At 71.5% G+C, this 26,443-nt stretch carries 23 protein-coding genes and 1 tRNA gene; 6 read left to right on the forward strand and 18 right to left on the reverse strand.

Features of this window, described 5'->3' with window-relative positions; all coding sequences use genetic code 11:
• The 4 genes from ABZ725_RS26110 to ABZ725_RS26125 all read left to right on the forward strand — a co-directional run bounded on the left by ABZ725_RS26110 (nt 1) and on the right by ABZ725_RS26125 (nt 7,306).
• Entirely contained in the window at nt 1–2,706 is a 2,706-nt protein-coding gene (locus ABZ725_RS26110) for a tetratricopeptide repeat protein (RefSeq protein WP_358805004.1), read from the forward strand.
• The gene (locus tag ABZ725_RS26115; RefSeq protein WP_358805005.1) at nt 2,707–4,080 is read left to right on the forward strand and encodes a PP2C family serine/threonine-protein phosphatase; all 1,374 of its coding nucleotides are present in this window, start codon (nt 2,707–2,709) and stop codon (nt 4,078–4,080) included. It begins immediately after the preceding gene.
• Nucleotides 4,081–4,240: 160 nt separating this feature from the next.
• Nucleotides 4,241–5,587 carry a VWA domain-containing protein gene (locus ABZ725_RS26120; protein ID WP_351906362.1) on the forward strand — a complete coding sequence of 449 codons (1,347 nt, stop codon included), beginning with the start codon at nt 4,241–4,243 and terminating at the stop codon, nt 5,585–5,587.
• 48 nt (nt 5,588–5,635) lie between these two features.
• Nucleotides 5,636–7,306 (forward strand): FHA domain-containing protein, encoded by a 1,671-nt coding sequence (locus ABZ725_RS26125; protein ID WP_358805006.1) that lies wholly within the window; start codon nt 5,636–5,638, stop codon nt 7,304–7,306.
• 33 nt (nt 7,307–7,339) lie between these two features.
• Here the strand turns inward: ABZ725_RS26125 and ABZ725_RS26130 are convergent, their stop codons facing one another.
• Nucleotides 7,340–8,392, reverse strand: coding sequence for a methyltransferase domain-containing protein (locus tag ABZ725_RS26130; protein ID WP_358805007.1), 1,053 nt, complete (start codon nt 8,390–8,392; stop codon nt 7,340–7,342).
• 147 nt (nt 8,393–8,539) lie between these two features.
• Between ABZ725_RS26130 and ABZ725_RS26135 the strand changes: the two genes are divergently transcribed.
• On the forward strand, nt 8,540–8,953 hold the full coding sequence (locus ABZ725_RS26135; protein ID WP_358805008.1) for a globin: 414 nt from the start codon (nt 8,540–8,542) through the stop codon (nt 8,951–8,953).
• Nucleotides 8,954–8,995: 42 nt separating this feature from the next.
• Here the strand turns inward: ABZ725_RS26135 and ABZ725_RS26140 are convergent, their stop codons facing one another.
• The 8 genes from ABZ725_RS26140 to ABZ725_RS26175 form a co-directional block, all read right to left on the reverse strand.
• Nucleotides 8,996–9,691 carry a hypothetical protein gene (locus ABZ725_RS26140; RefSeq protein WP_358805009.1) on the reverse strand — a complete coding sequence of 232 codons (696 nt, stop codon included), beginning with the start codon at nt 9,689–9,691 and terminating at the stop codon, nt 8,996–8,998.
• The gene (locus ABZ725_RS26145) at nt 9,688–10,110 is read right to left on the reverse strand and encodes a thioesterase family protein (protein WP_351906377.1); all 423 of its coding nucleotides are present in this window, start codon (nt 10,108–10,110) and stop codon (nt 9,688–9,690) included. The genes ABZ725_RS26140 and ABZ725_RS26145 overlap by 4 nt, the downstream gene beginning before the upstream one ends.
• A gap of 6 nt (nt 10,111–10,116) precedes the next feature.
• Complete coding sequence (gene ettA, locus ABZ725_RS26150; protein ID WP_351906380.1) at nt 10,117–11,781, reverse strand: energy-dependent translational throttle protein EttA; 1,665 nt, start codon at nt 11,779–11,781, stop codon at nt 10,117–10,119.
• A gap of 309 nt (nt 11,782–12,090) precedes the next feature.
• Complete coding sequence (locus ABZ725_RS26155) at nt 12,091–12,969, reverse strand: hypothetical protein (RefSeq protein ID WP_358805010.1); 879 nt, start codon at nt 12,967–12,969, stop codon at nt 12,091–12,093.
• Nucleotides 12,970–13,450: 481 nt separating this feature from the next.
• Nucleotides 13,451–14,875, reverse strand: a complete 1,425-nt coding sequence (locus tag ABZ725_RS26160) for a TQXA domain-containing protein (RefSeq protein WP_358805011.1) — start codon at nt 14,873–14,875, stop codon at nt 13,451–13,453.
• Nucleotides 14,876–15,227: 352 nt separating this feature from the next.
• Nucleotides 15,228–15,746, reverse strand: a complete 519-nt coding sequence (locus ABZ725_RS26165) for a single-stranded DNA-binding protein (protein ID WP_358805012.1) — start codon at nt 15,744–15,746, stop codon at nt 15,228–15,230.
• Between the two features lie 383 nt (nt 15,747–16,129).
• Nucleotides 16,130–18,124: a YfjP family GTPase gene (locus ABZ725_RS26170; protein ID WP_358805013.1), complete on the reverse strand. Its 1,995-nt coding sequence runs from the start codon at nt 18,122–18,124 to the stop codon at nt 16,130–16,132.
• Between the two features lie 3 nt (nt 18,125–18,127).
• Complete coding sequence (locus ABZ725_RS26175) at nt 18,128–19,735, reverse strand: dynamin family protein (protein WP_358805014.1); 1,608 nt, start codon at nt 19,733–19,735, stop codon at nt 18,128–18,130.
• 321 nt (nt 19,736–20,056) lie between these two features.
• Between ABZ725_RS26175 and ABZ725_RS26180 the strand changes: the two genes are divergently transcribed.
• Nucleotides 20,057–20,129: transfer RNA gene (locus ABZ725_RS26180), tRNA-Arg, on the forward strand.
• Nucleotides 20,130–20,308: 179 nt separating this feature from the next.
• Here the strand turns inward: ABZ725_RS26180 and ABZ725_RS26185 are convergent.
• The 9 genes from ABZ725_RS26185 to ABZ725_RS26225 form a co-directional block, all read right to left on the reverse strand.
• Nucleotides 20,309–21,703: a site-specific integrase gene (locus ABZ725_RS26185; protein WP_358805015.1), complete on the reverse strand. Its 1,395-nt coding sequence runs from the start codon at nt 21,701–21,703 to the stop codon at nt 20,309–20,311.
• Nucleotides 21,703–21,900: a helix-turn-helix domain-containing protein gene (locus ABZ725_RS26190; protein ID WP_358805016.1), complete on the reverse strand. Its 198-nt coding sequence runs from the start codon at nt 21,898–21,900 to the stop codon at nt 21,703–21,705. Before ABZ725_RS26190 ends, ABZ725_RS26185 begins: the two co-directional genes overlap by 1 nt.
• On the reverse strand, nt 21,897–23,303 hold the full coding sequence (repSA, locus tag ABZ725_RS26195; RefSeq protein WP_358805017.1) for a replication initiator protein RepSA: 1,407 nt from the start codon (nt 23,301–23,303) through the stop codon (nt 21,897–21,899). Before repSA ends, ABZ725_RS26190 begins: the two co-directional genes overlap by 4 nt.
• Before the next feature lie 91 nt (nt 23,304–23,394).
• On the reverse strand, nt 23,395–23,712 hold the full coding sequence (locus ABZ725_RS26200) for a SpdD-like protein (protein ID WP_358805018.1): 318 nt from the start codon (nt 23,710–23,712) through the stop codon (nt 23,395–23,397).
• 11 nt (nt 23,713–23,723) lie between these two features.
• Complete coding sequence (locus tag ABZ725_RS26205) at nt 23,724–23,879, reverse strand: hypothetical protein (RefSeq protein ID WP_189264482.1); 156 nt, start codon at nt 23,877–23,879, stop codon at nt 23,724–23,726.
• Between the two features lie 11 nt (nt 23,880–23,890).
• The gene (locus ABZ725_RS26210; RefSeq protein ID WP_235460015.1) at nt 23,891–24,082 is read right to left on the reverse strand and encodes a mobile element transfer protein; all 192 of its coding nucleotides are present in this window, start codon (nt 24,080–24,082) and stop codon (nt 23,891–23,893) included.
• Nucleotides 24,083–24,101: 19 nt separating this feature from the next.
• Entirely contained in the window at nt 24,102–24,794 is a 693-nt protein-coding gene (locus ABZ725_RS26215) for a DUF2637 domain-containing protein (RefSeq protein WP_358805019.1), read from the reverse strand.
• The gene (locus tag ABZ725_RS26220) at nt 24,794–25,000 is read right to left on the reverse strand and encodes a hypothetical protein (protein ID WP_358805020.1); all 207 of its coding nucleotides are present in this window, start codon (nt 24,998–25,000) and stop codon (nt 24,794–24,796) included. Before ABZ725_RS26220 ends, ABZ725_RS26215 begins: the two co-directional genes overlap by 1 nt.
• Before the next feature lie 84 nt (nt 25,001–25,084).
• Nucleotides 25,085–26,443: an FtsK/SpoIIIE domain-containing protein gene (locus tag ABZ725_RS26225; RefSeq protein ID WP_358805021.1), complete on the reverse strand. Its 1,359-nt coding sequence runs from the start codon at nt 26,441–26,443 to the stop codon at nt 25,085–25,087.

Raw genomic sequence — 26,443 nt, forward strand, 5'->3', positions numbered from 1 at the left:
ATGAGTCAGGCGGGACAGTCGTGTCAGCGGCCGGGCTGCGAGGGTTCGTACGAGGACGTGGGCGGCGGCGAGCTGTACTGCGACACCTGCGGTCTGGCCCCGGTCGTGTCGTCGAAAGGCATGGTCGGCTCCCCGCCGACCGGGGTGACCCGCGGCGGCAAGGGCTCGTCGGGCAGCGCGAGTTCACGCTCCAGCGGACAGAGCGCGCGCAGCTCCCGGACGTCGTCGCAGTCGTCGAAGTCGCGCCGCTCGGTGTCCGGGCGGCTGTCGCGCTCCCTCTCGGGCAGGTCGACGGGCCGCTCGGTGTCGGTGCGCAGCTCCGGCTCGACGGCCGGCTCCTCCGGACGCGCCCGGCTCGGCGTCGGTCTGGTCTCGGTGCCGCAGGTGCCGCGTCCCGACCCGCGCGCGATGGTGCTGGAGAACCCCGAGGTGCCCGAGCGCAAGCGGTTCTGCTCGCGCTCCGACTGCGGTGCGCCGGTGGGCCGTTCGCGCGGCGAGCGCGAGGGCCGTACGGAGGGCTTCTGCACCAAGTGCGGCAACCCGTACTCCTTCGTCCCGAAGCTGAAGTCCGGCGATGTCGTGCACGGCCAGTACGAGGTCGCGGGCTGCCTGGCGCACGGCGGCCTGGGCTGGGTCTACCTTGCGGTGGACCGCGCGGTCTCCGACCGGTGGGTGGTCCTCAAGGGCCTCCTCGACACCGGCGACCAGGACGCGATGGCCGCCGCGATCTCCGAGCGGCGCTTCCTCGCGGAGATCGAGCACTCCAACATCGTGCGGATCTATAACTTCGTCGAGCACCTCGACCAGCGCACCGGCTCGCTCGACGGCTACATCGTCATGGAGTACGTCGGCGGCAAGTCCCTCAAGGAGATCGCCAACGACCGCCGCACCACCGCGGGCAAGCGGGATCCGCTGCCGGTGGAGCAGGCGTGCGCGTACGGCATCGAGGCCCTGGAGGCGCTCGGCCATCTGCACAGCCGCAACCTGCTGTACTGCGACTTCAAGGTCGACAACGCGATCCAGACCGAGGACCAGCTCAAGCTGATCGACATGGGCGCGGTCCGCAGAATGGACGACGACGAGTCGGCCATCTACGGCACGGTCGGCTACCAGGGGCCGGAGGTCGCCGAGGTCGGCCCCTCGGTCGCCTCCGACCTCTACACGGTGGGCCGTACGCTCGCCGTCCTGACGTTCGACTTCCAGGGCTACACGACCGTCTTCGTCGACTCCCTGCCCGACCCCGACAACATCGAGGTCTTCCGCCAGTACGAGTCCTTCTACCGGCTCCTCGTCCGTGCCACCGACCCCGATCCGGCCCGCAGATTCGCCTCCGCGCAGGAGATGGCGGAGCAGCTGACGGGCGTGCTGCGCGAGGTCGTCTCGCTGCAGAGCGGCCGGGCGCGGCCCGCGCTGTCGACCCTGTTCGGGCCTGAGGTCAAGGTCACCGACAGCGAGCTGTTCCCGAAGCTGGACGGCGAGGTGTCGCGGCTGGGCTCCCGGGTCGCCGCGGTCAAGTCCCGGCGACTGTTCGGGAGTTCGGGGACGGCGCCGGCCCTCGCCGGTACGGGCGGCGGCAGCGGTACGGGCGTATCGGCCACGCCGTCGCTCGGCGCCGCTCCCCTCCCTGCCGTGGCCACCGCGTTCGCGGGCGGCGCCTCGCTGCCGAGCACGGGCGCCGGTGCGGCCACCGTCCCGTCACTGCCGAGTGCCGGTGGCGGCGTCGCGTCGGCCGGCTCCTCGCCGACCGTCGTGCCCGGCGCCACCCCCGGCATCGTCAAGACCGTGCCCGCGCCCGCCGCGGCCCTCGCGCTGCCCGTGCCGCACGTCGACCCCGCCGACCCCAACGCGGGTTTCCTCGCGGGCCTGTTGACGTCCGGTCCCGGCGAGCTGATCACGGCCCTCACGGCCGCGCCGGCGCCGTCCGTCGAGACCCGGCTGCGGCAGATCCGCGCCTGGCTGGAGAACGGCGACCACCAGGCCGCTCTCACCTCCCTCCAGACCCTGGAGGACGAACGCCCCGACGACTGGCGGGTGGTCTGGTACCGGGGCGTGGCCTCGCTGGTCACCGGCGACCACGAGGGCGCCGCGCTCTCCTTCGACGCGATCTACGACGCCTTCCCGGGCGAACCCGCGCCCAAGCTGGCGCTCGGCCTGTGCGCGGAGGTGCTGGGGCAGCTCGACAACGCCGCCGAGTACTACCGCCTGGTGTGGTCGACCGACCCGAGCTATGTGAGCTCCGCGTTCGGCCTCGCGCGCGTGCAGCTCGCCGCGGGGGACCGCCGGAGCGCCGTCCGGACCCTGGAGTCGGTGCCGGAGTCCTCCATCCACTACACGGCGGCCCGGGTGGCGGCCGTGCGCGCCCGGCTCCGGCAGCGGACCGCCCTCGCCACCGACGTACCCTTCCTGGAGGACCTCACCGCCGCCGCGGCCCAGGTCGAGGCGTTGGACGCCTACGGTCTGGATCCGACGCGGCGCGAGCAGTTGTCCGCGGAAGTCCTCGGCAGCGCCCTCGACTGGATACTCTCCGGTGGCCAGGGCGTCGGCCCGGCCGCCCGGGTGCTGCTCGGCAGCGAACTGGACGAGCGGGGGCTGCGCTTCGGCCTGGAGCGCTCGTACCGCACGCTGGCCCGGCTGGCGACCGGCGGCGAGGAGAGGATCGACCTGGTGGAACGTGCCAATCGTTACCGCCCCCGGACGTGGGTGTAGTTGATGTCGCAGATGCCCCGGCAGGCCGCCCTGCCGACGTGTCCGAGCTGCGCGGAGCCGCTCGACGCGGGTGACCGTTTCTGCGGCGCCTGCGGATACGACCTGTCCGCCGTGCCACCGCGCCCGGACGACCACCCGACCCTCACGATGAACGGCTCGACGCAGCCGGCTCCTCCGGAGGGGCTGGGAATGAACACGGGGGTGGGCGTGGGGATGACCGGTACGCCCGTACCGGGCGCCGGCCCGGGCCTGCCGGGCGCCACCGGCGCGGCCCTGCCGCCGCCGGACGGCCCCGGTGCGCCGCCCCCGCCGCCCCCCGGAGCCCCGGTGCCGTCCGCCGTCTCCCCCGCCGCCCCCGCCACCGGTGTCCGGTTCGATCGCCCCCCGGAGCCCGACGAGTACGCGCTGCAGGCGCCGGACCCGCGCGTGGCCGCCGAGGCCGCCGCGGGGGCCGAGCCCGCCAAGATGTGCGTGGCCTGCCGTGCGGGCCGGGTGGACGACGACGGGTACTGCGAGAACTGCGGGCACGCCCAGCCGCGCGAACGGGACCATATGGAACTGGAGTCGGGCCCGCTGGCCGCCGTCAGCGACCGCGGCCTGCGCCACCACCGCAACGAGGACGCCTTCGGCCTCGGCTGCACCGCCCTGCCCGACGGCTCGCCGGCCCTCGTGGCGATCGTCTGCGACGGCGTGTCCTCCGCGACCCGCCCCGACGACGCCTCGCTCGCCGCGTCGAGGGCGGCGAGCGCGGCGCTGCTGGCGGCCCTGCCGCAGGGCACGCATCCACAGGCGGCCATGCACGAGGCGATCGTCGCCGCGTCGCACGCGGTCAACGCGCTGGCCGCCGAGCCCGCCACGGCCCGTGAGCACGCCCCGCACCAGAACGCTCCCGCCTGCACCCTGGTGGGGGCGGTCGTCACAGCGGGGCTGCTGGTCGTCGGCTGGGTGGGCGACAGCCGTGCCTACTGGGTCCCGACGGACCGCAGCTCGCCCGCGGCCCGGCTCACCGAGGACGACTCGTGGGCCGCGCAGATGGTCGCCGCGGGACTGATGAACGAGGCGGAGGCCTACGCCGACGAGCGCGCCCACGCGATCACCGGCTGGCTCGGCGCCGACGCCTACGAACTGGAGCCGCACACCGCGTCCTTCAAACCCGACCGGCCGGGTGTGGTGGTGGTGTGCACGGACGGCCTGTGGAACTACGCGGAGGCGGCCGAGGAGATGGCCGAGGTCGTCCCGCCGGACGCCGCCGTCCGGCCCCTGCACAGCGCACGCGTCCTGGTCGGTCACGCCCTGGACGGCGGGGGCCACGACAACGTAACAGTGGCCGTCGTGCCGTTCCCCGCCCCCGTACAGGGGGCAGGATCGGCCTGAGGCCGCAAAACGGGGAAACACGGGTAACGCGGGGTAACGCGGAGCAACACGGCGTAACACGCGGAAGCACGGGGAAGCACGCGTACGGGCCGGTGGGGACCGGCCCGTATCCAGACATCGCCCTGCGAACGTAGGGTTTTCGAGGGGGATTTGAGTAGGCATGGCCAATTTCTCGAAGTCGAACGTGCCGCAGTTCTCGGTGGACGTCTACCAGAACGAGTACCTCCCGGAGGGCGGCCGCGAGGTCAGCGCGATCGTCACGGTGACCTCCACCGGCGGCGGCACGGTGGGCAGCGCGGTCGCCGCGCCGCACCTCTACTCGCCGGGCGAGGGCCCGTCCGCCGCGGTGGCGGTCATGGTGGACTGCTCCGGCTCGATGGACTACCCGCCGACCAAGATGCGCAACGCCCGCGACGCCACCGCCGCCGCCGTCGACACCCTGCGCGACGGCGTGCACTTCGCGGTGATCGGCGGCACGCACGTCGCCAAGGAGGTGTACCCGGGCGGGGGCCGGCTCGCGGTCGCCGACGCGACCACCCGCGAGCAGGCCAAGCAGGCGCTGCGCCGGCTGAGCGCGGGCGGCGGCACGGCGATCGGCACCTGGCTGCGGCTGGCCGACCGACTGCTGTCCACGGCGGACGTCGCCATCCGGCACGGCATCCTGCTCACCGACGGCCGCAACGAGCACGAGGCCCCGGAGGACCTGAAGGCCGCCCTGGACTCCTGCGCCGGACGTTTCACCTGTGACGCCCGCGGCGTGGGCACCGACTGGGAAGTGAAAGAAGTCACAGGGATCGCCTCCGCCATGCTCGGCACCGCCGACATCGTCGCCGACCCGGCCGGCCTCGCCGCCGACTTCACGCAGATGATGGAGACGGCGATGGGCAAGGAGGTCGCGGACGTCGCCCTGCGGCTGTGGACCCCGGTCGGCACCACCGTCAAGTTCGTCAAGCAGGTCGCGCCGACGGTCGAGGAGCTGACCGGACGCCGCACCGAGGCGGGCCCGCGCGCGGGCGACTACCCCACCGGTTCCTGGGGCGACGAGTCCCGCGACTACCACGTGTGCGTCGAGGTCCCGGCCGCGAGCCTCGGCCAGGAGATGCTGGCCGCACGGGTCTCGCTGGTCATCCCGCAGCCCGAGGGCAGCGTCCAGAACCTGGGCGCGCAGGGTCTCGTCCGGGCCGTGTGGACCGACGACATGGCCGCCTCGACGTCGATCAACCCCCAGGTCGCGCACTACACGGGCCAGGCCGAACTGGCACAGGTCATCCAACAAGGGCTGGATCTGCGCAAAGCGGGCGATATGGATGGAGCAACGGCCAAACTGGGCCGGGCTGTTCAGCTCGCGAGCGTCTCGGGGAACGCGGATACTGCGAAACTGCTTGCGAAGGTGGTGGACGTGGTCGATGCCACGACAGGTACTGTGCGACTGAAGGCGAAGGTCGCGGACGCCGACGAGATGACGCTCGAGACCCGGTCCACAAAGACTGTTCGTGTAAAGAAGTGACCTGAACGAGCTTTTGGGACACCGAAGCAGAGAGGGGGACGCGCCGACATGCCGACCTGCCCGAACGGACACCAGTCGGGTTCCGACGACTGGTGCGAGGTCTGCGGTCACCGCATGGCCGGTGCCGTACCTCCGCCCCCGCCGCCGCCCACCGCCGGCTACGGCTTCCCGCCGCCCCCGCCCGGCCAGGGCCAGCCCGGTCAGCCCGGTGGAGGACGGCATCTGTCCTCCGTACCGGACCACGAGCCGGAGCTCTGCCCGCAGTGCCGTACGCCCCGTGAGGGCGGCGCGCCGTTCTGCGAGGAGTGCCGGTGGAACTTCCTGACCAACACGGCGACCTCGTACATGCCGGCCGCCCCGCGCCCCCCGGCCCCCGGCCCCGGCGGACCTGGTGGTCCCGGCGGCCCCGGTGGTCCTGGCGGTCCCGGCGGTCCCGGTGGGCAGTTCCCGCCGGCGCCTCCGTCCTACGGGGGCAGCGATTCGTTCGATTACCAGAGCTCGCGCCCGTCGCAGGTGAACCGTCCCGCCGAACCGCTCCAGCCCTTCGGCGGCGAGCCGGGAGGTCCCTCGGGACGGGCAGGCGGCCCCCCGCCGTTCGGCCGCGAGCCTTCGGGTCCGGGCGGACCCGGTGGACAGGGCGGACCCGGCAGGCCCGGCGGTCCGTCCGGTCCCGGCGGCGGCCGTCCCCCCGGCCCGCCCGGGGACCCCTTCGCAGGTCCGCCGTCGGGTCCCCCGCAGGACCCCTACCGGCGGGAGCAGACCGGACAGTCCTCCGACCCGTTCGGCCGCGAGCCTTCGGCCGACCCCTTCGGCCGTGAGCCGTCCGCGGATCCCTTCAACCGCGAGCCTTCCGCAGACCCCTTCGGACGCCTGCCCTCCGGTCCCGGCGGTCGTCCGCCCGGCCCGCCCGGCTCCGGCCAGGGTGGTCCGTCCGGCTTCGGCGGCGACCCCTCGCGGCCGGTTCCGCCGCCGCCCGGGCCCACGCCCACGGCCGGCCCCGGCATGCCGGGTCAGGGCAGCCACGGTCGCCATGGCGGCGGCCAGGGCGGTCCGGGAGGCTCCGGAGGTCCGGGGGCTCCGCAGGCCTTCCAGCCGTCCGGTCCACCGGCCCAGCCGGGCTACCCGCAGGAGACGGGCCGACCGCAGGGCGGCCAGCCCTTCGGCGGCGGTGACGACGACTGGGTGCTCTCCCCGCCGTCGAACACCGGCCCCGGCGGTCCCGGTGGGCCCCAGGGCGGCGGTGGCTACGGCTACCCGCAGCCCGGCACCACACAGGCGCCGCCCCCGCCCGGCCCGGCGTTCCCGCAGCAGCCGACGACCTGGTCCGCGACGATCGGCCCGGACCGCGCGTACTTCATGGCGATGATGCACCGCTCGGGCCCCGAGGCCGCGGGACTGAACCTGCCCGCGTACTCGCCCGAGCAGCAGCGTGCGCTCACCGGCAACCAGATCACCATCGGCCGCCGCCGTCACTCCACGGGCGAGACCCCCGACATCGACCTGTCGGTGCCGCCGGAGGACCCGGGCGTCTCGCACCAGCACGCGGTGCTGGTCCAGCAGCCGGACGGCAGCTGGGCGGTCGTCGACCAGAACTCGACGAACGGCACGACGGTCAACGGCTCGGAAGAACCGATCCAGCCGTTCGTCCCGGTACCGCTGCAGGACGGCGACCAGGTGCACGTCGGCGCCTGGACGACGATCACGGTCCGCCGCGGCTAGGGCCTGACAGGGCGGCCCTAGTGCTCTCGGGCTCTAGGGCTCTACCAGGCCGGTGTCGAACGAACCGGGCAGGGGCCATGCGTACGGTCCCTCCGGTTCGTCGAGCCAGGCCCACGCGTGCTCGGCGCCGACCGTGATGCCGAAGCGCTCCCGCCCCGGTCTGCCCTCGCGCTCCCACAGGGCGAACGCCTCCTGCGGTTCGAGGGTGTCCCGGGTCAGCGCCAGCAGGAAGTGGAACAGCTCGCTCTCCCTGGCCCGGCGCGGCACCCCGGCGAGCGCCACCGGCTCCGGCTCGGCCCGCTCCGACCCGCACGGCGGCGACCCCCGCAGCGGCACGAAGTAGGCCGCGGTGTGCAGAAAGCGCCCCTCGGCCTGTCCGGCGTCCCGGACGGTCAGCGCGATCAGCCCGGTGGCCAGCGGCGCCAGGATCAGGGCGCCGGGGACGCACTGGGTCAGCCAGACCCGGGGGATCGACGTCAGCGTGCAGGTCGCGATGATCCGGTCGAAGGGGGCGCGTTCGGGGACTCCGCGCGACCCGTCCCCGGTGACGACGGTGGGCCGGTACCCGGCGGCGGCGAGATGCCGGCGGGCGGACTCGGTGATCTCCGCATCCAGATCGACGGTGGTGACGTTCCCGTCGCCGAGCCGGTACGACAGCAGCGCCGCGTTGTAGCCCGTGCCCGCGCCGATCTCCAGGACCCGGCTCCCGTCCTCGACCCGCAGCTCGGCCAGCATCAGCGCCATCAGCGAGGGCTGGCTGCTGGAGGAGACCAGCACACCGTCGCGCAGCCGGGTGGCCAGCGGGACGTCCTCGTACGCGCCGCGCACCCAGCGTTCCCGGGTGCGCGGGTCGGGGCTCTCGCCCCAGCGCCGTTCGTAGCCGCCGGAGCCGCTTGCGCCGCCCACGCCTCCGACGTAGTAGTACGGCACGAAGAGATGCCGCGGGACGTTCGCGAAGGCCTCTCGCCACCGCGGGTCGGCGTCGAAGGCCCCGCTCGCCTCGATCACGCGTACCAGCGAGGCACGCGCGGAGACGGCGAGGCCCGCGAGCGGCTCGCCGCCCCGGTCGACTTCATGGGCGCCCATGACTCCACTGTGCGGCGCGCGGCCCCGGGAAGCGAGCCCCACGGTGACCCTTGGGACGAGCCCCAGGGCTCACCCCAGGGGTAAGCCCTGGGGTGAGCCCTGGCGGTGGTCCTAAGCCTCGGGTCCTCCGTCTCCCCGTCTGAGACCATGGGGGATGTGAAAGAGATTCGGCGCGGCACGCTTCAGGAGCAGACCTTCTACGAGCAGGTCGGTGGGGAGGAGACCTTCCGCCGACTGGTCCACCGTTTCTACCAGGGAGTCGCCGAGGACCCGATCCTGCGGCCCATGTACCCCGAGGCGGATCTGGGCCCGGCCGAGGAGCGTTTCGCGCTCTTCCTCATGCAGTACTGGGGCGGCCCGACGACCTACAGCGACAACCGCGGCCACCCGCGCCTGCGGATGCGCCACGCGCCCTTCGCCGTGGACCGAGCCGCGCACGACGCCTGGCTGAAGCACATGCGCGACGCGGTCGACGAGCTCGCCCTGCCCGAGGAGCACGAGCAGACGCTGTGGAACTACCTGACGTACGCGGCGGCGTCGATGGTGAACACCCCTCAGTGACCCTCGGGGCTGCCTCTCAGCTGTGACCCTCGGGGTCGGCTCTCAGGGGTGCTGTCGACGGACGCTGAGGGACGGCATCCCGAGCCCCGCGCCCGCGCGCCGTACGGCGATCGACCCGTACGGGGTGCGCAGCCGCAGCCACCCGCCGAGCGAGAGCAGCGCCAGGTCCCCCGAACCCGCCGAGGGGCGGAGGAAGCCGAGCGACTGGGCCGCGTGCACGGCCCGCACGGGAAGTCCGGTCTCCCCGACCGTCCGGGACCAGATCTCCCGCCCGATCCGGTCGAGCTCGGCCCGGGTCCGCAGTTCGGCCGCCAACTCCTCACTACGGGACCGGAATTCGGCGACGGCCGCACCGACCATCGCCCGCAGCGCGTCCGGCGCGGGCAGCCCCGCCTCGGGCCGCCAGCCACCGCGCGGCGGCAGCACACCGGCCCATGGCGGCCCGGTGACGGCCGCGGGAACGGCGGCGGTGGCAGCGCCCTCGTCGACGGACTCCAGCAGCTCGCCCGCCGAGACGGTCACGTCCAGCATGGCGTCGAGGCCGTTCTCGTACGGCTTGGCCAGCCGGACCGCGCGGATCGCGAGCACCTCGAAGGACGGCGGCCGGCCGAAGACGGCGAGCGCGGTGCCGGCTGCCTGCAGCCGTACCGCGGCTCCACGGTCGTAGTGGAGCAGCCTGGAGAGGAAGGCCGCGAGATCCGCCGCCTCCCCCTCGTCGGCGAGGTGGAGCACCGTCATGCGGCGACGGCCTCCTTGTCGGCGACCTGGTCGTCGTCCCGGTACTCGTTCAGGAACTCACGCTCGTCCGCGGTGATCCGGCGCGGCGCTTGAGTCTCGAAGTCGAACGGAACCACGACAGTGGAGGCCTGGACATAGACGACGTCCCCGTCCTTCACCTCGTAGGTGATGGTGAAGGACGCCGCCCTTATCTCCGTGACCCACAGCTCGATGTCCACGGGCGTGTGCCGGTGGACGAGCTGCCGCTTGTAGTCGATCTCGTGGCGCGCTACCACGGACCCCTGCTTGAAGTCCTTCTCCGGACGGAACAGGAAGTCGATACGGGCTTCCTCCAGGTAGCGGAGGAAGACCACGTTGTTGACGTGGCCGTACGCGTCCATGTCCGCCCAGCGCAGCGGGCAGCGGTAGATGTGCCGCAAGATCGATCAGCCCCGGGTCAGCTTCTTGTAGGTGGCGCGGTGCGGACGAGCCGCGTCCGCACCGAGACGCTCGATCTTGTTCTTCTCGTACGACTCGAAGTTGCCCTCGAACCAGAACCACTTGGAGTCACCCTCGTAGGCGAGGATGTGCGTGGCCACTCGGTCCAGGAACCACCGGTCGTGGGAGACGACCACGGCCGCACCGGGGAACTCCAGCAGCGCGTTCTCCAGGCTGCTGAGGGTCTCGACGTCGAGGTCGTTGGTCGGCTCGTCGAGGAGGAGCAGGTTGCCGCCCTGCTTGAGGGTGAGCGCGAGGTTGAGACGGTTGCGCTCACCGCCGGAGAGCACACCGGCGGGCTTCTGCTGGTCCGGCCCCTTGAACCCGAAGGCGGAGACGTACGCGCGGCTCGGCATCTCGACCTGACCGACGTTGATGTAGTCGAGCTCGTCGCTGACCACGGCCCACAGCGACTTCTTGGGGTCGATGTTCTCGCGGCTCTGGTCGACGTACGAGATCTTGACGGTCTCGCCGACCTTGATGCTGCCGGAGTCCGGCGTCTCGAGCCCCTGGATCATCTTGAAGAGCGTGGTCTTGCCGGCGCCGTTGGGGCCGATGACCCCGACGATCCCGTTACGCGGCAGGGTGAAGGAGAGATCGTCGATGAGCACCTTCTCCCCGAAGGCCTTGGAGAGGTTGTTGACCTCGACGACGATGGAGCCGAGCCGCGGGCCCGGCGGGATCTGGATCTCCTCGAAGTCCAGCTTCCGCATCTTGTCGGCCTCGGCCGCCATCTCCTCGTACCGGGCGAGACGGGCCTTGGACTTGGCCTGACGCCCCTTGGCGTTGGACCGCACCCAGTCGAGCTCTTCCTTCAGCCGCTTGGCGCGCTTGGCGTCCTTCTGCCCCTCGACCTTGAGGCGGGTCGCCTTGGTCTCCAGGTAGGTGGAGTAGTTGCCCTCGTAGGGGTGGGCGCGACCGCGGTCGAGCTCCAGGATCCACTCGGCGACGTTGTCCAGGAAGTACCGGTCGTGGGTGACGGCGACGACGGTGCCCGGGTACTTCGCGAGGTGCTGCTCCAGCCACTGCACGGACTCGGCGTCCAGGTGGTTGGTGGGCTCGTCGAGCAGCAGCAGGTCGGGGGCCTCGAGCAGCAGCTTGCAGAGCGCGACCCGGCGGCGCTCACCACCGGACAGGTTGGTGACGGGCCAGTCGCCGGGCGGGCAGCCCAGGGCGTCCATGGCCTGCTCGAGCTGGGTGTCCAGGTCCCACGCGTTGGCGTGGTCCAGGTCCTCCTGCAGCTTGCCCATCTCGTCGAGCAGCGCGTCCGAGTAGTCGGTCGCCATCAGCTCGGCGACCTCGTTGAAGCGCTTGAGCTTGCCCATGATCTCGGCGGCGCCGTCCTGCACGTTCTCCAGGACCGTCTTGGCCTCGTCGAGCGGCGGCTCCTGCAGCAGCATGCCGACGGAGTAGCCCGGCGACAGGAAGGCATCGCCGTTGGAGGGGTGCTCGAGCCCCGCCATGATCTTCAGAACGGTGGACTTACCGGCACCGTTCGGCCCGACCACACCGATCTTCGCGCCGGGGAGGAAGCTCAGCGTCACGTCGTCAAGGATGACCTTGTCGCCGTGCGCCTTGCGCGTCTTGCGCATGGTGTAGATGTACTCAGCCAAGAGAAACCGTCCGGCAGCTTGAAATCAGGCAGTGGGCAGATACACCCCATCTTGCCTGAGGTCCACCCCCGGGTGGTAACCCATATGGTCGGGGACGGCTGACCTGGGAGTTCGGGGTCGACGGCCGGGGCTCGTCTGTCGTTGTCGGTCGTCGTCGAGCGGCCTCGGGGGACGTCGGACGGCCCAGGGACGGCCCAGGGACGGCCCAGGGACGGCCCAGCGGTGATCGTTTCGGGAGTGTGTGAGTGCACCACGTCAGCCACGCGGTCAGGGCGTGGTCGGGGCGCCGTCGGCCGCAGATTTCACCGTTCATTCTCGATAGACCACTACCTTGTCGCCAGTGATCTCCAGGTCGACACGAATGCGATGGGCTGCCGCTCCGGAATCTGCCGCTCCGGAATCTGCCGCAGCGCTTCCGTGCGGCAGAATGATATTCACCGTCCAGGGCCCGATGTAGTCACCGCCGGACCACTGGAACTCCGAGGGCAACTCGAGATTGATTCGGGTGAACTTGCGAGGCGGTAGAGCCACGGAGACCGGGATGGAGAATTCGACCTCGGAGCCCCCGCCGCAATGTGCGATCAGGGTCGCGTCGAAGTCGACCCGCTTCCCGGGGTCCGATTCCTCGAATGTACCGATCCAGTCGATGCGCTTCGCGGTCTTGCTGCGCACAACGGTGGCCTCGCTGTCGAGCGTGACCGAGTGATCGCCGCTTGCCGCACATTGGGTGGAGTAATCAGAGGGGACCGTCAGGTGAACAGTCTTCACCAATTCATCGGTATCGCCGCCGTTGTGCACGGTCAGTTCGATCACGTGTCCGTTTTTCGCTTCATCGAGCCCACTCTCTCTCGCGGATTCCTCGCCCCCCGTTTCCCCTGTTCGCAAGGAGGCGATCGTCACCGGCTCCGATGGGGTCGAGAACCCAATCAGGTCATGGGCGATGAAACTTCTCGTCGTCGGTACCGCGATCAGCGTTGCCAACATTCCAGCCGTACCTGCTGCCGCATACGAAATGATCGCGAGCCTTCGCCTTGCCTGGGCGGCGTCGCCGCTCGCCCTGGAGCGGGAAATGGATCTATGGATCCAGATGCCGACGAGGAAGGCCCCGGCGATTACTACTCCGATGCTTGACGCCGGGCGATCGGCGACGATCACAACTGGCGCCGAGATGAGGGAAAGCGTCAGCATGAGCGGGAGTTCGAAGGCGGCAAATCTGCCGCCCCCGGCCCCGTCTCGGCTTGACGGCTCACCGCTTCCGGCTGACACGAATGACGCGGACGGCGTAGACGGCGCAGATGACGTGGACGGCGCAGACGGCGTAGATGGCTCGGCTAAGTGTTCGGGCGTCGCATCTGCGGAATTTCCGGATTGATCATTTCCCTGGGTCATGGAGTGCCTGCCGTGCTCGCGGAAATCAGCATGTATCCCGCCGAGTGGTGGGTCGATCGATGCCGGGCAGAGAGGGTGTGGCGTCAGGCGCGGCTGAGCCGCATGGTGACGAAGTCCATCGTGGCAGAGAAGCACGATGGGCACGGCGTTTTCTTCTCGAGCCGCCGGGCGAGATCGGCGTACGCGCCCCGTCAGTGCTCGGGGAGGCCACACGGCGAGCGGGAAGCAGTCCGGGGCGTTCATGGCGTCGACGGCGTCGACGCCATGAAAAGACAAACGATCAGTCCTGCGCCCTGTTCTCCTTGCGGCCGGTGAGGATCAGTGCCGCTCCGCCGATGACCACCAGGCCGATGGCCGTGCCCGCGATGAGGGGGGTGGCGCTGGTGCCGCCTGTTACGGCGAGGTTGGTGTCGTTCGTGACGGAGGTGCCGCCCACCGTGGCCGGGCTCGGTTCGCTGAGGGTCTGGGTGGTCAGGCCGGCGGTCTCGGCGGCCTGGGTCTGGCAGTCCAGGACGCCGGTGAAGCGGTTCTCGACGCCCTGAGGCCCGTTGATCGTGAAGTCGTAGGCCTGGTCCTCCTGCAGCGGGATCGTCACCGTCTGGGACCCGCCCGCGGGGATGGCGTGCTCGGCGCCCATCAGCTCGTAGACGAAAGCCGCGTCGCCCTGGTTGGTGGCGGTGATGTCCACGCCCGTCTTCGCGCAGTTCTTCGCCGCCGACAGCGCCGGAATGGCGCCCTGCTTCGCCCAGGTCGCGCTCGCCGTCGCCGACACCGTCGACTCGCTGGAGCCGGCCAGGATCTGGGTCTGGCTGCGGCTGTCGGAGGTGAAGGCGCGGCCGACGGGAACGGTGGTCGAGGCCTGGACGGTCAGCTCGGCCGAGCCGTCGGCCGAGTCGAGGGGCACGTCGAAGAACAGCTGGCTGCCGTTCGTCACCGACGTGACCTCCTTGCCGTCCTTCCCGACGATCCGTACCCCGCTGGTGGCGGCGTCCAGCGGGGGCGTCACCATTACGCCGCTCGCGTTGGTGTGCACCGTCACCGGGCCGAGCAGTTCGCCGGGGTGGCCGGAGACGGCGGGTGCGTCGAGGGTGAGCGAGGCCTTGGGCTCGGCCAGGACTCGGGCGGCCTTCTGGAGGTAGTCCGCCAGCCGCTCGGCCTGCGGGTCGACGGCGTCGACGGCCGCGCCGTCCGAGTAGCGCCAGATGGCGACCTGGGTGCCGGCGGCCGCGTCCTGCTCGGTGAGACCGCCGTCGATGCCCGCCTTGTCCGCGAGCGCGGCAAGGTCGTTCACCTGGGGGTAGGAGTTCTGCAGGATCCAACGGATGCGGCCCGCGTCCTGGTTGGCGCCGAGCGAGGTGCCGCTCCACGGCGTCTCGTGGTACTTGGCGTCCCGCTGCGTGGGGTTGAAGAGGTCGACGCAGTAGGTCTGCAGAGTGCCGCCGCCCTCGACGGACATCTCGAACAGGCCGGCCGAGACCTCCTGGTCCCCGCTCTCGGCGTGGATCACGGCGGCGCCGAAGGTCTTGAGGCCGCCTATGGTCGCGGTGGCTCCGCCCTGACTCTGTGTCATCTCGGCGGCCGCGGCCGGGCCGGCGCCCGCGAGCACGCCGAAGGCGGCGACAACGAAGCCGGACACCAGCGTCGCCACCGTGAGGCGGACCGCCCCCCGTCCACGCACGAACGGCGCGGAGAACGAAGAAATCACGCAATTCCCCTTCGAGCAGGACCCGTTGATGTGGGCGGTACGGTCCCACCAGCAGAATCAGAAGCCCCGTGAGCCACGTCCGGCATCCTAGAGACGCCGCGCACCACGCCTACCGGTCATCTCATCGGATCGCCGATCCGACTCGGAATCGTTATCCCCAAGATCGTCCACCGGCCCGGCTTATCGACAAATCCATTCGGCTGCTTGGAACGCATTCGCCGATAAGCCGCAGTTCGACCTCGGGGGCCCGGTCACGGCCGTTGACACTCCGTCACCACTACGCACCCTGCGCGCCTCCGCGCACCCCGCCCGTCAGCTCAACTCATCTCAACTCACGTCGACTCACCGGACCTCACGGCACCGCCACCGGCTCGCGTGGGCGCGAGGTATCGGGCTCCGGCTGCGTGGAGTCCGTGGCATCCATGGAGTCCGTGGCACCCATGGAATTCACGGCCGGCGTCTCCCAGTTGGGCTCGGGCTGCGTGGGCGCTCCGACGCCCGTCGGCTCGGGGCGACCCGAGCGCCGGAAGGCCGATGTGCCCCGCGAGATGTCGTGGCCGATCGCCACCGCGTCGATGTCCACCGACGTCCGGCCCTGCTGTCCGTCGCGCAGCTCCGTGCGCACCTTCAGCCTGCCCTGGACGATCACCGGGTCGCCGACGTTGAGCGAGGCCGTCGCGTTCGTGGCCAGTTGGCGGTTGGCCCACACCGTGAAGAAGTTGGTGTGCCCGTCCGTCCAGGCGCTCTTCTCGCGGTCCCAGTAGCGCGAGGTCACCGCCAGCCGGAACCTCGCCGATCCGCCCGCCGCAAGGTCCCGGTAGACCGGCTGCGTCGCCACGTTGCCCACCGCGCAGATGATCGTGTCGTTCACTTCGACCCCTCCCTCGCCGGACGGTCGCGCCGCCCGGATACGCGTACGGGCCCGTCCCGTACGGTTGCGTCCGCCTCGGCGGTCACGGTCGCCGCGTTCACCGCGTACCGTCACCGCCCTCGCTGCGACCGCGTCCGTCGCGATCGCCGCGAAGCCAGACTGCCTCCGTCGGGCCGGGCCCGCCGAGCGCTGTGGATCACCGTCCGCCTGTGGAAAACTCCACCACCCGGACGAGTGATCTACGCCCCGCTCCCCATGATCACCCGGTCCCACGCGCCCGCAACGGGCGTGCTCACCGTGCGCCCACACCGTGTGTGCTCACTGTGCGTCGTCACCGCGCGCCCGCGGCGTGCGTGCTCACCGTGCGCCCACACCGTGCGTAGTCACCGTGAGCCCGCCCCCACGCCCGTGACCCGCGCGTACTGCTCCCGGACCTCCCGGTACCGCAGCAGCTCCGCGGCCACGGGATCCAGGACGCGCGCCCGGCCGCAGCCGGCCGCCGCCTCCCGCAACCGGCGCTCCGCGTCCTGTCCGTACCGCCGGGCCGGTCCCCGGGCCGCCAGCCGGCAGCTCCACTCGACCAGCGGGCCGCCGATGATGCCGGCCACCATCAGCAGCACCGGAACCCCGAGGTTCGGCGCCATGACCCCGACGATCTGGCCGACCAGCCACAGCCCGCCGACGGCCTGGAGGAGGGTCATGGACGCCTGCGCCAGCACGGCCACCGGCCACCAGCCGGGCCGCGGCGGCCGCCCCGGCGGCAGTCCGGCGCGCTCCGCCAGCTCGTCCAGCGCCTCGGGCAGCCCCTGCGCACCGCGTACGGCCGCCTCCCGCACGGCCTGCGCCCACGGCGTCGGCAGCCCCGCCGAGGCCCGCTCGGACACCGTGCGCACCGCCTGCTCGACCCGTTGCCGTGCCGTGGCCTCCTCGTCGGCCTGGGCGCGCACGGGGAGTCGTCCGGTGGGAGGGTCGCGCCGGTCCTGGTGCCACCGCCACAGCCGCAGCCACGGCGTCCCGCACGCGCGGCCCGCGTGGCGCAGCCAGGCGCGTTCGGCGGCCTCGCCCGCCGCGGTGGCGCCCACGGCGTCCGCGAGCAGGGCCGCGAACTCGTCGCGCGCCTCCTCGCTGAGCCCGGTCCGCCGCCCGGTGGCATAGACGGACCGCAGCCGCCACGCGGCGACGTCCACGTCGGCGGAGATGCGCCGGGCCGCGGCGCCGCGCTCCGCGACGAACTGGCCGAGCAGCTCGCGCAGTTCCCCGATGCCGTCCCCGGTGAGCGCGGACAGGGCGAGCACGGTGGTGCCCGGTTCGCCGTACTCGCCGAGGGCGACGCCGTCCTCGTCGAGCAGCCGCCGCAGGTCGTCGAGGACCAGATGGGCGGCCTCGCCGGGCAGCCGGTCGACCTGGTTGAGGACGACGAACATGACCTCCGCGTGGCCCGCCATGGGCCGCAGATAGCGCTCGTGGAGGACGGCGTCGGCGTACTTCTCCGGGTCGACGACCCAGATGACGGCGTCGACGAGCCCCAGGACGCGGTCGACCTGCTCACGGTGCTGCACGGCCGCCGAGTCGTGGTCGGGCAGGTCGACCAGGACGAGCCCGCGCAACTGGGCCTCCGCGTCCGCGCTCTGCACCGGCCGTCGGCGCAGCCGACCCGGGATGCCGAGCCGGTCGATGAGACTCGACGCGCCGTCGCTCCAGGTGCACACGATGGGCGCCGAGGTGGTCGGCCGACGTACGCCCGTCTCCGAGATGGTCACCCCGGCGAGGGCGTTGAACAGCTGCGACTTGCCGCTCCCGGTGGCGCCCGCGATGGCGACGACGGTGTGCTGCCCGGAGAGCCTGCGCCGGGCCGCCGCCTCGTCGAGGACCCGGCCGGCCTGGGCGAGCGTCCGGCTGTCGAGGCGCGTGCGGGAGAGCCCCACGAGTTCGCGCAGCGCGTCGAGGCGGGAGCGCAGGGCTCCGTCGTACGCGAGCGGGGTCGAGGGCAGGGGGGCGGCGACACCGCCGCCGGGCCGCTTGTCCATGACGGCGGCCTGCTCGGCGGCGGAGGCCTCGCTCACGCGACGGGCGATGAGACCGTCGTCCCAGGCTCCGGCGGAGTCCGTGCGGGAGTCCGGATGCGAGGGGGCGTCTTCGCCGGCTTCGGGTACGCGCGCGGGGTTCGCATGGCTCGCGTGGTTCTCCGCCATGCCGACCTCCTCCATGCCGACTTCCTCGGGACCCATGCGGTCCTGCGCCTGATCCCCGCCTTCCACGTTCAGCTCCGCGCCCGCACCCGCACCCGCGCCATCGCCTTCCCCCTCCCCCTCCGCGTGATCGGTGTGGCTGGTGTGATCGGTGTGGTCCGTGTGGTCCTGGTCAGTGACGGCGGTCACCGGTCACCTCTCCTTCTGCAGTACGGACAGCGCGGCGATGAGCTCGGCCTGGGGTTCGGGGTGGACTTCGAGCGCGTCGAGCGGGGCGAGGCGGCGCTCGCGTTCGGTGTGCATCACGCGGTCGAGATGCTCGGTGAGCAGCCGTCCGGCCCGGTCGCGCAGCCGCAGCGCGCCGTGGGCGCCGATCCGTTCGGCGAGTCCCTCGCCCGCGGAACGCGCCCTGCGGCCGCCCAGCAGGGCGGTGGCGACGAGGGCGGCGACGGCGTCCGGATCGGGTGCGAGACCGCGCTCCAGGCCACGTACCTCGTCCTCGGCGTACTCCTCGAGCTCGCGCCGCCACCGTCGTACCGCCAGGCCGATCCGGTGTTCGGCGTTCTCCTGCGAGGTGTCCCGGTCCGTCAGCGTCGGCGCGCTCGCCGCCGGTTCGCGCCGCCAGGCCTCGTCGATGCGCTCGTCGGCGGCGGTGACGGCGCACAGCAGGAGCGCGCCGAGGCTTTCCACCAGGGCGTCCAGGAGTTCGCCGGCGGTGCAGTCCAGCGGGAAGGCCCGCCAGCGTTTGAGCGCGTCGCCGGCGAGCACCGCGCCGCTCTGCAGACGCCCCCGCACGCGCGTGTACTCGCTGTCGTAGGCCCCGTCGACGGCCGAGGTGAGCCGCAGCGCGGCCGCGTACTGCGCGGCGGCGGCGCCGGCCAGTTCGGGCATCCGGGCCTTGAGCGAGGCGAGGACGCCTTGGGCCGTGCGCGCCAACGCGTGGCGGCGGGCGCCGGGGTCCTGGGTGTGATGGACCAGCCAGGTCCGCAGCGACGCGACGGCGGTGGCCGGGAGGAGCCCGCCGCCCCAGGCGGACTCGGGCAGTTCGGGCACGGTGAAGCGCGGTACGTCGCCGAGCCCGGCCTTGGTGAGCAGGGCGCCGTATTGCCGGGACACCTCGGAGACGACCTGGTGGGGCACCCGGTCGAGGACGGTCACGAGCATGGCGTCGTACTCCTTGGCGGTGCGCAGCAGATGCCAGGGCACGGCGTCGGCGTAACGGGCGGCCGTCGTGACCATCACCCAGACGTCGGCGGCGCAGATCAGTTCCGCGGCGAGGACGCGGTTGTCGGCGACGAGGGAGTCGATGTCGGGCGCGTCGAGGAGGGCGAGGCCGGGCGGGAGGGTGTCGGCGGTCTCGATCCGCAGCACCCGCCTGCCGTCCTCGCCGGGGAGCAACAGGTCGTCCGCCGACTCCTGATGGGGCGCCCACACGCGTGTGAGGCCGGGCAGCACCCGCATGCCGCTGAACCAGTGATGGTCTTCTGGGTGGCACACGAGCACCGGAGTCCGTGTCGTGGGCCGCAACACGCCCGCCTCGCTGACCCGCCGCCCCACCAGGGAGTTGACGAGCGTCGACTTGCCGGCGCCGGTGGACCCGCCCACGACGGCCAGAAGCGGCGCTTCAGGCTGCCTGAGCCGGGGAACCAGGTAGTCGTCGAGCTGGGCGAGCAGTTCGTCGCGGTTGGCACGTGCGCGTGGGGCCCCCGCCAGGGGGAGCGGAAAGCGCGCGGCGGCGACACGGTCGCGCAGGGCGGAGAGTGCGTCGAGCAGCTGAGGCCGTACGTCCAAGGTCACCACACGCGAAGAATGCCCAATTTTAGGGGATTTATGAAGCATATAGGCATGTCTGCGCGCCGATAGGACACAAGGGACGGAAGGTACGACTGGGACAGAGGCACAGCGCAGGCATAACGAGTGCACAACACCCGTAGCCCTGGAGGGCAAAAGCGATGCACGATTCGCACCTGCCTGCGATTATCAGGACCGCTTCACCGAACCTCCACATTGAGCCACGGAGGCGAAGCAACCAGGACAAGGAACCGGGAGCCCTATCCTTGTCCCCGGCAACGTCACGGATCAGCCCACACCCGGGCAGCACGTACGAGGCCACCACACCCGGCCCCCGTAGCTCAGTGGATAGAGCAGGCGCCTTCTAAGCGCTTGGCCGCAGGTTCGAGTCCTGCCGGGGGCGCAAGTCTCCGCCCTCCCTTTGGGAGGGCATTTTTGCTGTTCAGAGCACGTTTCACGCGCCACGACGAGGCCCCGGACACTCCCCCGACGATCATGGGGAGGCTCCGGGGCCGTCCGGCTGTCACCGGGTTTTCGCGGGTGGCCCTGTCGAATACGTGTCGAAATTCTTGACGAGAAGCGTCAGTCTCCGTCGGCCGGCTCGGGGAGATCTCCCGCGGCCTCCAGGCGTCGTTTCAAGTCAGGCAGCTGCCCCTCGACGCACCGTGCATAAGTGGCCAGCAACACCGGCACGCTGTTCCCCGCCCATTCAGCCACCTGGGCGGGCGGGATCCCGTCGTTGAGCCACTTCGTGAGGCGCGTGTGCCGGTTGTCGTACACCCGCCTCCCCGTGGGCGACTCGAAGACATGCGGGGGCAGGACAGCCTTGCGCGCACTGCGCCACGCCCGGCGGACGACCGATCCGGCGAGAATGCCGCCCGTCTCCCCCTGGAACAGCAGGTCACCGGGCTTGAGCTCCTCGTCCTCGATGTGCTGCCGCAGGATGCGCGTCAGGGCGGGATGTCCCGGCACGATGCGCGTCTCGCCCTCGGCACGGCCCTTCAGGTCACGCTCCTCGTGGATCTCTCCGGTGTCGGTCCACTGCTTGCCGATCTCCGGAGTCGCCGTATGGATCAGCAGCTCACACCACTGGTCCCCGGCGTCGGGGCCGGGAAGCGTCACGTCCTGCACTCGCATGGCTACGGCTTCCTCCGGCCGCAGAGCGCAGTAGTACAGCGTGGCGAAGAACGCGTGCAGCCGCCTCCCTCCACGCGGCCGGCGCCGGATCCAGTCGAGGAGTGCCGCCGCCTGTTCCGCGTTCATCAGGGATCGCTTGTCCACGGCGTTGCTGGTCTTGGTGACAGCCGTCGACTCCTTCCCCTTGGGGAGCGGGTTGGTCCGCAGGACGCGCCGCCGGACCGCGTGCTTCATGACGACATTGAGGATCCGACGGTGGCGCTTCCTGGACCAGGCCGCCGCCTGCTTACCGTCAAGGCGCGTGTCGACGGCTCGCAGGACCTCATCGACCTTCTCTGCCTCCTCCCAGACGGAGACCGGCAGGGAGTTGCGCTCCACCCACCGGAGGATGGACACCACGTCTCGCGGGGCGTCCGCACGGCGGGTCGCGTTGAACGCCCATTCGCGCAGTGCGGTCCGCACGGCCACCGGGGCGAACTGGGTCGGCTGGACACGCAGCAGCGTGATGGTGACCGCCGTCAGGGCCTTGGCCGTGTTCTTACGGCTGTTGCCGCCGAGCTCCGGCCAACGGGCATCCACGTACCCGACGGCGAACGTGTACCAGCTCATAGAAGCCGACTTGGAACGGTGGGACACCGGCAGCCCGGTGGCGATGACGAAGGCCTCGCCCTTCCCCGTGGCCCGGATCAGTTCGGAACGGAAGCCCTCAGCGAGTGCGACGGTGCCGAAGGGTTCACGCCAGCGCTTGTCCGCGACCACCCAGCGCACGGTGTACGTGGTCTTCCGGGCGCCCTTGTACGTGAGGATCTTGTAGACCTTTACGTCGTACGTGGTCTCCATCAGACGGCGTCCTCACGGTCGTCGAGCCAGTGGTCGAGATCGCTCCGCCGGATCCTCAGGTCGCCGTTCGGGAGCTTGATGCAACGCGGCGCACGCCGCTTCGCCCGCCAGTCGTAGAAGGTCGACCGCGAGACGCTCAGCTCTTCGCAGACTTCGGCGAGAGTGAGCATGTTGCGTGACCAGGCGGCCGTGATCATGCCGCGCTCCCTTCGCTGAGCAGGGCATCGCGGGCGGTCTCGCGGTTGGTCTGGAGGTCTCTTGCGATGGTCGCGGCGAGAGCGGCTTCACCAGGGGTGTGGCCGTGGCCGGCGTACTGCCAGTCGGTAAGGACTAGGACGGAGTCCGGCTCACGATCGTCGAGACCGAGGACGGAAGCCTCTTGCGCGGCGCGGTAGTCGGCGCGTTCCTGGCGAAGGGCGCCGAGGGTGGTGGAGTAGGTGCGCGACTTGGACGAGAAGTGCCCGCGGAAGCCGAGCATGTGCGCCCAGGCCCACAAGCGTCGGTCCGGATAGTGGCTGTCCAAGTCGCGGCACGCGGTGATGAGCCGCCGGGTGTGATCGGGGACCTTGTGCCGGTCGAGTTCGGAGAGTTCGCCGATTCGGCGGTCAAGGGTGCCGGTGTTCTCGGCGGCTTTGGTGGCGTACTTGGCCACGTACGAGGCAACGGCCTGTTCGGTGATGTCGGAGCCGTCACCGAAGGCCTTCACCGGGCGGACGTCGAGCTGTCGGCCCCATCGGAACGTCCGGGCCGGCTGGTCGTCGGCAGCCGGGACCGAGACGGACGTGTACGAGTGCGCGGCGGCGGCACGTATCGCGTCCGTGAGCACGTCGACCGTGGCCCAGGTGGGCGGCAGTGCCCCGGGCCCCTCGGGGCCGTCGAGGCGCACGACGGCATGGAAGTGCAGGGCCCCGCGCTTCTGGAACTCAGCCACCTTGCCGTACGAGACGCGCAGATGGTCGGCGAGTTCCCGGCGGGCCAGGCCGCCGCGGGCGGCGAGTTCGCGGCGGAGCCGGGTGGTGAAGCGCTGCCAGAGCTGTCCGGCGTGGTTGTTGAACAGGACTGCGCCCGCGTAGTCGTACGTGTCCGGGTCAAGGGCAGTGCCGAGGGTGGGGGCGTCGGCCGGGTGGCGGGTGCCGCAGCGGCAGACACCGGAGTCGGGGCGGTTGTGGACCGGGCCGAACGAGGGGGCCGTGAGGGTGGCGAAGACTCGCGGGTGGTCGCGGACGGCTGGGGGGATGTCTCGGCGGTCGTCCCCGGCGAGGCCCGCGCGGATGAGGTGGTAGGTGTCGCCCGCGTACGTCCAGGCGCAGGAGGGGCAGCGGGACGCGCGCCGGTTGCCACAGGCGAGGCGCAGGCGTCCGCCCGGCTCGTTCTCGGTGGAGTAGTGGTGCAGCGTCTCGCCGGTGGTCTTGTCCTTGTGAAGGGTCCAGCCGGTCAGGTGGATCGGGTCGGAGCAGCCGCCCGTGCGGCGGATCTGGTCTTCCCAGCGGGTGTAGTCGGAGGCCGAGGCCACCCGGAGGATGTCTCCGAGGGTGATCGGGTCGAGCGATTGGGCGGGCGTGGGCGTCTTCAGTGCCGCGGGTGAGGCCCGGTGGGCCATGCTGGGGGTTCCTTCCGGTTGCGAGATCGATCGGTGGGGACGGCTCCCGGGCGGCGGATGCTTGGCGGTATCAGGGCCGCCCGGGGGCCGGTCAGCGGCGTTTGGCGTCGGAGGCGAGCAGGGAGCGCAGGACGACGGCGCAGACGGCGACGGACGCGCCGGTGATGGCGACCGCCAGGAGCAGCGAGACGAGGACGGCACCGAGCACCAGGACCACGGCCGTGCCGGCCCCGACGAGCGCGAGCGCGGTTCCGGGGGTGAGCTGGACGACCGGGCGGGACGGGGCCGGGGCGACGGGCGTCGACGGCGGGACCGGGGTGCCCGGGGTGATGATGCTCGGCTCGATGACGGCGGGCGGGGAGACGAGTCCGGTCGGGGTGGGCATGGTCGGGATCTTCGGGCGGAGCATGGCGGATCTCCCTACTTGATGGCGGTGTCGATGACGGGGGCGAGCAGGGTGTCGGCGATGAGGTAGCCGCCGAGGAGCAGCACCAGGACCAGCCAGAGCGGCGGGCGGATGAGCTTGCAGCCGAGGTAGCCGACGACGGCGAGAGCGAACCAGAGCGGGACCTGCATGGCGGTGTCTCCTAGCGGACGCGGCAGCGGTGGGTGCGGGCGGCGAGCTGGGCGGCGCTCTGGCTGGAGTAGTCGGCGGACCAGCCACAGCGGTCGGCGGTGCAGACAGCGGCGTGCACGGTCCGGCCGTTGCGGTCGCGGTGGGTGCCGATCTGCACGGGACCGATCCGCATCACGGAATGGAAGTTGTCGCGGGCGGGCATTGGGGTGTCTCCTTCCTGGTCAGGCGAGTTGAGCGGCGATGGCGTCGGCGAGGTGGGGCGGGACGCCGAGGCGGGAGCGCAGGGTGTCGGTGTCGATCGGAGCCCCGGTGCGGGCGCGGTACTCGTCGGCGATCTTGCGGGCGTGGTCGACCAGAACGGCGGGGACCGGCGTTGCAGGCGTCGAGGTGGGAGCCGGGGCCGGGACCAGGGCTGGGACCGCGTCAGGCTCGGGCACGGCTGCTGCCGGTGGCTGGGGCTCGGCGTCCGGGGTGCCCGGGGTGTCCGGGGTGTCCGGGACAGGTGCCGGCAGAACCGGCTCAGGCTCCGACTCCGACTCCGACTCCGCGGCCGACGAGTGAGCGAGAAGCGTTCCGCCGAGGAAGGCGAGCGCGGGCCAACCTGCGATGCCGAGACGGAGCGGGGCGGGCGGATCGGCCAGGTCGAGGAAGCCGGCGGTGGCGACGTTCGCCCCGAGCGAGGCAAACAGGGCGATGAGGAACCAGCACCAGGCCAGCCGGGACGGGCCCTCACTGCGCAGGCGCCGCCAGGCCGCGACCAGGAGCAGGTCGACACTGACCGGGTAGGCCCACGCCTTCCAGCCGTCCTGTCCGGCAGCGGCAGCCAGGTCGTGCAGGTGAGCGAAGGACAGGGCACCGGCGATCACGGCCTGAATCAGCACCGCGTCGACACGAAGGCCGTGACGAGCGCCCATCAGCCGTCCTCGCCGGGGTAGGTGGGGCCGCCGTCGAGGTCGTCGCCGGACGGGAACATGCCGGGCGGCGGCTCGGGCAACGAGACGGCGAGAGACGCGCTGACCGCTTCCACGAAGTCGAGGTCTGCGCCGCCCATGTCGGCGTACAAGGCGAGTTGACCGAGGAGGAGCACGGTCCGGGCGAAGTCCTCGCAGTTCGGGCACATGCCGAGTTCTCCCTTCAGCAGGCATGGCAGGGGTAGGGACTTGGCGCGAAGGCGGTCACGCCGACCGATGGGGCGAGCGAGAGATCAGGCAGTGGCCGGCGAAGGCTTGGCCGACGGCACGGGAGCGGCTGCGGCGGGGCCGGAGAGGGCGGGCCGGAACGGTGCCAGCTCGGGTAGGTCCGGGGTCCGGTCGGCGTGCCGGTTGCAGAGGTTCACGGCCTGGCGGAGCGAGGTGTGCGGAGCACGGATGCGGTGCCAGCCTCCGGAGGAGTCGCCCGCGATGGCGATCCCCCGCATCTCAGCCGGGATTTGGATGGCGGCGAGGACGGCGTCCGGGGAAATGTCGCCGAAGGCCATGTTGGCGGAGGTCTCGTCGTTGACACGGTGCGCGGTACGGCCGGTGAGCTGAGCGCGGAGCATGGTGATGCCCTTGCCGAGTTCGGAGCCGAAGCGCTGTCCACAGATTTCCAGGTAGATGCCGGCGGCGCGGCCGAGCTGGGCGAGGCGGACCAAGGCGGTGATGATCCGGTCCCGCCGCTTCTCCTCCTCCTTGCTGGCGTACAGGGCGAGTTCGGCAACCTCGTCGACCAGGACGACGACCGGAGTCGGACGCAGTCCGTCGGGCAGGTCCCAGATGTCGGCGGCGATCTCCGCGTCCGACACGTCGACGGTGATCCGCTGTTGGGCGCGGATGAGCTGATAGACGTCTGCCATCCGAGCCACCAGCGCGTCGAGCAGCTCGGCGGCGGTGTCGGGGTTGTCGGCCAGCGCGGAGAACCTCCGGGCCAGCGGGAACAACTCCACCCCTTGCTTGCAGTCGATGCCGACGAGGGCGACGTCCATCGAGGCGAGCCCGGCGACCAGGTTGCGTTGGTAGACGGACTTGCCGGATTCCGTGGCCCCAAGGGTGAGGGCGTGGGGTATCGCCCGGTAGTCGCGGTAGTGCACCGAGCCGTCCTCCCGCAGGGCGACGGGCACCCGCATGGGCCGAGTCTCGGTCGCAGCGGGCATCTGCACCCGCTTGAGCACGTCGTAGCCGGTCATCCGCACCTCCACGACGCCGGACCGCAGCTCACGCGAGGTCACGCCGTACATGGAGAACGAGTGCCGAAGCCGGTCAGAGGCAGCCGCGAAGTCGAAGGCGTCCTGGCCGGGGCGAAGTTTGAGCCGCAGGACCAGGCCGGTGCGAGTCGGCCGCAGCCGCAGGATGCGCGGCGGACGGGACTCCGGCATCGGCCGGTTGGTGGCCCGTGCCAGGACGAGCCGCCATCGGGCGGGCGGTACGGTCAGCCCGCACGCGTCCATGACGGAGCCGTACCGGACCAGGACCCGCAAAGCGGCCAGGGTGACCCCGAAGGCCAGCCAGTACCAGGCGGGACGCCGCCACCGCAGGAGACCTGCGGCAGCGACGACCAGCACCAGAGCGACCGTGAAGCCGGTCAT

The organism is Streptomyces sp. NPDC006872, from assembly GCF_040635845.1.
Taxonomy (GTDB): domain Bacteria; phylum Actinomycetota; class Actinomycetes; order Streptomycetales; family Streptomycetaceae; genus Streptomyces.

Coding starts and splice junctions, on each gene's coding strand:
- ABZ725_RS26215 (WP_358805019.1), bottom strand. CDS start 24,794: ATGGGCGCTCGTCACGGCCTTCGTGTCGACGCGGTGCTGATTCAGGCC.
- ABZ725_RS26155 (WP_358805010.1), bottom strand. CDS start 12,969: ATGCTGACGCTTTCCCTCATCTCGGCGCCAGTTGTGATCGTCGCCGAT.
- ABZ725_RS26120 (WP_351906362.1), top strand. CDS start 4,241: ATGGCCAATTTCTCGAAGTCGAACGTGCCGCAGTTCTCGGTGGACGTC.
- ABZ725_RS26125 (WP_358805006.1), top strand. CDS start 5,636: ATGCCGACCTGCCCGAACGGACACCAGTCGGGTTCCGACGACTGGTGC.
- repSA (WP_358805017.1), bottom strand. CDS start 23,303: ATGGCCCACCGGGCCTCACCCGCGGCACTGAAGACGCCCACGCCCGCC.
- ABZ725_RS26130 (WP_358805007.1), bottom strand. CDS start 8,392: ATGGGCGCCCATGAAGTCGACCGGGGCGGCGAGCCGCTCGCGGGCCTC.
- ABZ725_RS26205 (WP_189264482.1), bottom strand. CDS start 23,879: ATGCAGGTCCCGCTCTGGTTCGCTCTCGCCGTCGTCGGCTACCTCGGC.
- ABZ725_RS26185 (WP_358805015.1), bottom strand. CDS start 21,703: ATGGAGACCACGTACGACGTAAAGGTCTACAAGATCCTCACGTACAAG.
- ABZ725_RS26220 (WP_358805020.1), bottom strand. CDS start 25,000: ATGTGCCCGAACTGCGAGGACTTCGCCCGGACCGTGCTCCTCCTCGGT.
- ABZ725_RS26140 (WP_358805009.1), bottom strand. CDS start 9,691: ATGACGGTGCTCCACCTCGCCGACGAGGGGGAGGCGGCGGATCTCGCG.
- ABZ725_RS26110 (WP_358805004.1), top strand. CDS start 1: ATGAGTCAGGCGGGACAGTCGTGTCAGCGGCCGGGCTGCGAGGGTTCG.
- ABZ725_RS26135 (WP_358805008.1), top strand. CDS start 8,540: ATGGGGGATGTGAAAGAGATTCGGCGCGGCACGCTTCAGGAGCAGACC.
- ABZ725_RS26190 (WP_358805016.1), bottom strand. CDS start 21,900: ATGATCACGGCCGCCTGGTCACGCAACATGCTCACTCTCGCCGAAGTC.
- ABZ725_RS26225 (WP_358805021.1), bottom strand. CDS start 26,443: ATGACCGGCTTCACGGTCGCTCTGGTGCTGGTCGTCGCTGCCGCAGGT.
- ABZ725_RS26200 (WP_358805018.1), bottom strand. CDS start 23,712: ATGCTCCGCCCGAAGATCCCGACCATGCCCACCCCGACCGGACTCGTC.
- ABZ725_RS26210 (WP_235460015.1), bottom strand. CDS start 24,082: ATGCCCGCCCGCGACAACTTCCATTCCGTGATGCGGATCGGTCCCGTG.